At 60.3% G+C, this 6,901-nt stretch carries 6 protein-coding genes; all 6 read right to left on the minus strand.

Annotated elements, in window-relative coordinates:
- Positions 1–292 precede the first annotated feature (292 nt).
- Positions 293–1,273 (minus strand): FecR family protein, encoded by a 981-nt coding sequence (locus tag AC1P6P_RS01650; protein WP_481400691.1) that lies wholly within the window; start codon positions 1,271–1,273, stop codon positions 293–295.
- The gene (locus AC1P6P_RS01655; protein WP_481400692.1) at positions 1,248–1,841 is read right to left on the minus strand and encodes an RNA polymerase sigma factor; all 594 of its coding nucleotides are present in this window, start codon (positions 1,839–1,841) and stop codon (positions 1,248–1,250) included. The genes AC1P6P_RS01650 and AC1P6P_RS01655 overlap by 26 nt, the downstream gene beginning before the upstream one ends.
- A 135-nt stretch (positions 1,842–1,976) precedes the next feature.
- Positions 1,977–2,519 (minus strand): hypothetical protein, encoded by a 543-nt coding sequence (locus AC1P6P_RS01660; protein ID WP_481400693.1) that lies wholly within the window; start codon positions 2,517–2,519, stop codon positions 1,977–1,979.
- Positions 2,520–2,786: 267 nt separating this feature from the next.
- A complete protein-coding gene (locus AC1P6P_RS01665) occupies positions 2,787–3,899 on the minus strand; it encodes a glycosyltransferase family 4 protein (protein ID WP_481400694.1) in 1,113 nt (370 codons plus the stop codon).
- A 458-nt stretch (positions 3,900–4,357) separates the two neighbouring features.
- On the minus strand, positions 4,358–5,857 hold the full coding sequence (locus tag AC1P6P_RS01670) for a capsule assembly Wzi family protein (RefSeq protein WP_481400695.1): 1,500 nt from the start codon (positions 5,855–5,857) through the stop codon (positions 4,358–4,360).
- A gap of 5 nt (positions 5,858–5,862) precedes the next feature.
- Positions 5,863–6,901: SLBB domain-containing protein (locus tag AC1P6P_RS01675; RefSeq protein WP_481400696.1), on the minus strand; the 1,039-nt coding region annotated here is incomplete at its 5' end.

Raw genomic sequence — 6,901 nt, forward strand, 5'->3', positions numbered from 1 at the left:
TTTGATTTCAGGAGTAATGACGCCATGAAGCTGTTCGCCAGGTGCGACCACCTGGATCCCAGCTTGACGAGCAAGTTCCGGTATCGATCTTCCCGCGTCTTCTGACGGAACGTCGAATTGCCGGACCTGCGCAATGGCCGGCGGGCTTAAGAACATCCCAGCGACAGTGACGGTACCGCATAGTGCAGCCCGGACTGTGGTTCTCACGCCCCACCCATTTTCCCGCGACCCCTCGGGTGATGTGCGCCCTCTCCTGATACTCACACAGTTGACGGGCGATTTCACGATTTCCCTATGGGGCCCCATCCGTTCTGCCTGAAAGCCGTACTTCGCGCTCGCTGACTTGGATGTTCAGGTTGAGCGCCCTGGCCGCACCTTTGGCAAATCCGATGGGATCGTTGGATACGAATAAACCCGTAACGGTCCGGTTGGCCACGGCCGGATCGACGACAATGCGCACGTCGCTATAGCGCGCGAACTCCGCGGCCGCATCTTGCAACGTCTCGTTGTCGAAATCTAACCGGCCAAATTGCCACGCCAGCGTACGATCTAGCTTAGATTGAGCAACCCCCGCCGCTACAATCGGAGCGTCGCTCGGCGCCAATGCCTGCGTGTACGCCTTTACCCGTACTGGTGGTCCTTTCACCGGACCGTTACGATTGAGCTCGACAACGCCCTCTTTCACCACCACCCGGATCGGGCGTTGCGGCAGCATCGATACGGTGAACGCGGTACCGACCGCGCGGACCTGCATATCGCCGGCGCTGACGATGAAGGGACGCTTCTTGTTTTTGGCGACATCGAACAAAGCTTCGCCCTGCAGCAGATGAATTTCGCGCCTGGCGTCGGTGAAGCGGACGGAGACTTTGGAGTTGGTGTTAAGGACGATCAACGAACCGTCCGCGAGCGGAACTTCCCGCACCTGGCCGAGGCCGGTGGCGAAAATCTGCTCCTGGCCCGACTGCCAATATGCCGCGCCGAAAAATCCGATCGCCGCCAGGCTTGCCGCGATGCCGCCCATCATGATCACCCGCCGCCGCGCCAACAACGGCTCCGGCGGCTGGCAGGCACGCAGCTGTCCGACGGCGCCGCTGTGGAAACGCTCCAGCCGTCCGAGGACTGCTTCGGCCCTGCCATAGGCGCCGAGATGACGGATATCGGCCGCAAGCCACGCGTCAAACGCGGCCTGCTGCTCGGGAGCCAACGCTCCCAAGTCCCGTTTCACGGCCCAGTCAGCCGCTTGTCTGTCAATCTCGTGATTTACCGTCGACATCGTCGATACACAGTTCCTCCGTCTTAAAGGACGAACGTATCCGTGATTTCCCTCCCCGTCCGAACAACTTAATCAGCAGCCGGACGCCATTCGCCATATGTTTTTCGACGGTCTTTTCGGAGATTTTAAGGCGCTGCGCGACTTCTTTTTGTGACAGCCCTTCCATTCGGCGCAGGATCAGGACCTCGCGACACACCGCCGGCAGCTGCGCCAGCGCCTCCGCCACCGCCTGGATTTCACCCTGAAATTCAAGGCGTTCCTCGGTGTTGGCCTCGGGCAGCGGCAAATCGAGCGCATCGAGGCTGCCGGTCGAGGTGATCGAAATCACGCGCGAATGGCGCAGATGATCGATCACGATCGATTTGGCGGTCTGAATGGCATACTGCCGCGGGTAGCGGATGGTATCGAGCGACGGCGCCTGCAGGATGCGCGCGTACATTTCCTGGACGACGTCTTCGACATCGAGTCCATAAACTGAAATCGCGCTCAACTTGGCGCGCACCAGCGCTTCGTGCGGAAGCACGTTCCGGGCAAGCCAGCGCCCGCGCTCGCGAAGGTCATCTGCCATTGCGCTAGGAAAGCATGCGGCCTTCCATTTGCAAGGCGCACGGTGCCGCCATGCGCGGTTTCCCGACACACTGTGCCTTCTCGTATGCTTACTGAAAATAAGGAGAGGGAAATCCCCATCTAATCCGTCTTCTGTTTAATCGATTGTATTCAATCCCTCCTTTTCCGTAGGCCGCACCGGCTCGCGGTGGTGGCCTCGATCGCGAACACAACGATTGCGGGAATATCGCGGCGTCGACAAGCACAACGTCGTGCCGACTTCACTAAGCTCCTCATCGGGAGCGAGCGCGACTTCGACCACATCCAGAATCTTGGCGAGACTTGCACGCCCCATCGCCGGCATCTGCGACCGCCACAGCGCCAGACACGCCCGACTGTTGAGCAGCAACTCGAGAGAGCCGGGATAGACCACCACGCGGCGCAAAATCGCAGACACGTCCGCTGGCTGCCAATCGGACTGCAGCAATCCGACCCGCTTGAGGACACCGACAACACAGCGATCGAGGCGCGTCGCCGGAATGCGCTGGCAGGTGCGATCGGCTGCGGATGTGGTCGGACTGACATAATAGCGCGAGCCGGTGGCACCGGTCGCAGTACGCCGGCTCAAGATCATCGCCAGTCCGGCGGCATCGACGACCAGCCCGGCGAGCAACACGACGCGCTCGGACGCTGCGCGCATCACGCCACCTGATACCCCACCGGATGGCGACCCATGCATGTGCTACAATCCGCCCCCGGAACCCTCGACTGAATCGCTGTGCACGCGACAATCCCACTTCGAAAAACGTCACGGGGTCTTCCGCTCGTAAGAGGAGACGATTAGGCGCGCGCTTTCCCTATGCTGCACACCTCGTCCTCGCGTGCGGACATCGGAAATCGGATCGATTGCGCGATGGGACGGAATTGGCAACGGCGAGGCCTGCAGAAGGCTCGCCACGGTCTTGCCCTACAATTTACCGCCCTTCGCCTGCACTGCGCGCGGTTGCCCGCGACTGCTGTCAGTGATCATCGACACCACGTTGTTGGCACGCAGGTCGACGATATGGCTGATGCTGGGCTCCGGCAGGGCTGTAAGGCGCTTCATCGACAGCCCCACATAGGAGCCCGATAGAACGCAAAGACATACCGGCGCCCAATGCGGCGCCAAGGTCGAAAGGATCGAGGTGACCCCGACCAAGCTGAGATAGCAGGCGAGACCCCAGGTCTTGCCGAAGCGATCCTCAAGGCGGTGATGGAAGTGGTCGCGATCCGGCTCGAACGGCGACAGACCCTGGCGAGCCCGCGACACCAGCAGGCGCAGGCAATCCAGGATGGGGATAAAGAACCAGACGATGATGGTCTCGATCGGCACCTGCCCGCGGGCGTGGGCCATGATCACCAGGAGACCGATGATAAAGGTGATCCCGTACGAACCGCAGTCACCAAGAAATACCTTGCCCTTGGGCTTCAGGTTGAAAAGCAGGAACAGCAGGCAGAGCACATGCAGCATGCCGGCTATGGCTTGCGCGGTTCCGGTCGTCAACATCGCCAGGCAGGCCGTCCAGATCACGAACATCCCGCCGGCAACACCATCCTGGCCATCGGCCATATTCACGGCATTGACCACGCCAAGCGCGGCAACCGCGATCAGCACGTAATAGAAGCCGATAGAAACCCTCACCGCACCGAATGTCTCGGAGTTGATGCGGGGAACAACGAGGTTGTGATCGAGCACCATCGCCAGCAGGACAAAAACGCTCAAAAATGCCAAGCGGGCGAGAGGCGATACACCCTTCTGGTCGTCAGTGAACCCGACCAGGGCCACACCCACACCACAAAGTTCTATAACCATCACCAACGTCGTATCGGGTGCGGCATGATTGCCACCCGCAATCAGCCAGAACAGCAGACCGGCGATAACGGCGGCACCGCCGACTTGAGGCGTTACACGACTATGACGCTTACGGACGTTATCGGGATGATCAAGCACGCCTAACCGCTTGCCAATCACCACCGCGCGCATGCAAACAGCGCCCGTAATGGCGACGGCAATCGATATCAGCGCAAGTTCACTCCCCATTCCCATCCCTCAACACGCCCCAGAATGTCGCGTCATGCGCGGACAAGAATACCTATGCACAAAAGTTAAGACCGATCCATGACAAGCACGCGTACCGATATACGCATCACGTCACAACTAATCTTGCGATTGCAGTTTATGGATCGCGGCGCACCACTTGCTACTCAGTAAATACCGCCATTCGGAGTTCCGTTTCCAGCGTTTCGTTTCGTTGTGATAGATTACAACTGCTTTTTTTTGTTGGTTGACATGAAATTCAATTGCAATTTTTGTTGGCAAGATACGTTTACGATAATACGACATCATTTTCGCACCCGCATGCGATCGTGACGCGTGACGCCCGACTGATTACCCGCAAACGGAACAATACGACCGGCTGCGAAACTCGCCACAATCTGCCCGTCGCTGCTCCGGCAGCCGGCCAGAGGCGAATGCGAAGACGCCTGAACGCGTGAGATTTAAATGCCGAACTTCAGCACAAGCTCGAAAGCGAGCTGGATGCCGTGCTGGGGCCGAGGCTGGTCGTCCTGCCAGCGCCCGCTTACATCGACACGGGCTTTCCAGTCGCCCCATTGCAGCGGCGACGAGATCCGTGCCTCGACCGCGTTGAACCGCACCGGTGTCGGAGTGACGGCATTTCGGAGGGTGTTGAGAGGCGTCGACACCAGGGCGCGGTGATAGGTGAGGCTCCAGGTGCGCCGATCGGGATCAACGACGCTCGCCTGCGCGGAATACAGGACCGAATCGCTATCCAGGCTGAAGCCAAGCGATCGGTCGCGGTACCTCATCCCGTCGATATAATCGTAATTGTTGTACGCCTCGCCGTGCTGGACATCACCGCCCCAGATGTCCTTGGTCGGAATTGTATTGGCGTATTCCAGCGTCAGACGGCCGGTTAGGCCCTCAAACGGCAGCCAGACGGTGCCTCCGAACAGCCTGCTGCTGGTGGCGTTGATGAACGGGTTGGTATCCTCGTTCATGAACTGGGCATAGACGGCATAGGGTCGTGACAACGCCGTACCGGTGTATCGAATCTCGATCGATCCCTGCTCGTTGGTCCGATTGACGTGCGACGAGTCGTTGCTGAAGGTGAAATAGTCGACCAGCGGCTCGCAATCATGGCCCCTGCCGCAAATCTCGGTCGTGCGCGACAGCCCGATCTCCAGGCCGGGGGTGGGACTGAACGCAAAATGGACGGCGACGTACCCGGTGTTGCGTGCGATCCGCGGTCCATCAAGCAAGCCGATGAAAGCGTCAAACTGCCAAGGACCGAGCCAGCTGAGCCACCACGAATCGGACGGGGTCGAATGGATACGGGTGACCCCAACCTGCGGCATGGGCCGCGCATTGGTCGAAAGCGACAACGCCGAAATCCACCCCGGTCCCCACCAGTGCTCCTTATATCCGGCATAGACGACGATGCCGTCGATGCGTTGGGCGATATAGCTGCCGTCGAACACCAGATGCTGCCGGTCCGAGCCACTGTCCTTTTGACCGCCGATCGCCAAATGCAGCGCAGTGCTCGTCGCCAGATACTCGTAAACCAACTGGCCCTGGACATCGCTGCGTCCCAGCGCATCGTAGCTGCGCACCGTCGCGGGATCGGTCGCAATATCCATTACCGCCGACAGATGGGGATGGTGAACATCGAGATCGGACTTGCCCTGAAACAACAGGCGCGCAGCGGCTTCGCGGACTTCTGCCGGCAGAAGGTCGGTCTTGCGCTCATCCTGAAGCTGGCCGAGCATTCCCGACCAAGGCTGCGGCCCTTGGGTGGTGATCGTGTCGAGCACACCCTCGGCCACCAGCATTTCGACGTCGGAGCGCGTTTGCGCGTCGTTCGCTTGCGCCCACACGCCGCCGGCCGCCGGGCTCGGCAGAAGGAATGCCGCACCCAGCAGGCAGAACAGCCACGCGCAAACCGTACGACCGGCCCGCCATGTCGAGCCCCGAAGCATAGGCGCTACTGCTTGGACAGGACTGCCAACGCCGCGGCAGTCGTGGCAAGCTGGCTGACGATCTGGATGGTGTCCGTCAAGATTTGACGGAAATTGGTGATTTCCAATTTGCGCGGAACATACACCGTGCTGCCCGCCGGAATATCGGAGTCCGATCCGAAGTTCAGCCACGAACTGCCGCCGGTACGCACCGAGCCGTCAGGAAGCACGACCACGATCCGCGAGGAGTCAGCCTGCTCGGTCGTTCCCCCCGCCATGTCGACATAGCTGTCCGCCGAACTCGAACCCATGAAGCGCTGGGCGCCGGGACGCATGACCTCGCCCATCACCAGTACGGTCGACGGGCGGCGAGGAATGACGATGGCGTCGCCGGGCTCCAGAATGATGTCGAGTTCCGGGTGTTTCTGGAGGTCCGACAGGCTGGCGACAACCGGAACGCGACCCAGGGCCGGCGCATTTGCGGTCTGCGTGATCAACGCCTGCAACGCGGCAATCGTGTCACCCGATACAGCCGGCGCGCCATTCTGTTGCGGCTTGGTCAAATAAGTCAGCAGCTGGCTGTGCAGATCGTTGACCGTACGCTGGTTTTCGATCTCTTCCGCCCTGGCCACGGATGTGCGCAGGAAAACAGTACCCTCCGGATAAGCCACATCGGTGAACCCGCCGGCGCGCTGAAGCACCGAACTCAGCTTCTCGGACCGCAGAATGTCGAACGAGCCCGGATAGCGGACCTCTCCGTCGATGGTGATGGAGCCGTTGGATTTGTCCGAATAGACCTCACGGAACGTCAGCCGATCGTACGCTTTCAGCAAAGTGTGGCCCAAAATGTCGGGCGTCGCCGGGAAATAGGCGCGCGACGTCGTCGACGTCCCGTTGGCGTTGTCGACCGTGGTCGATGTCAATTCGAAGGTCGTCAGATCGACGTTGTCGACCAGACCGCCGGCGACAACGAGCAGATCGGAAATCGTCGTTCCGGGGATGACCAGATAGATGCCGGGCTCGTGAACGGCACCGGAAACGAATACGCGATAATCGGCTATCGTC

The organism is Rhizomicrobium sp. (assembly GCF_056722145.1).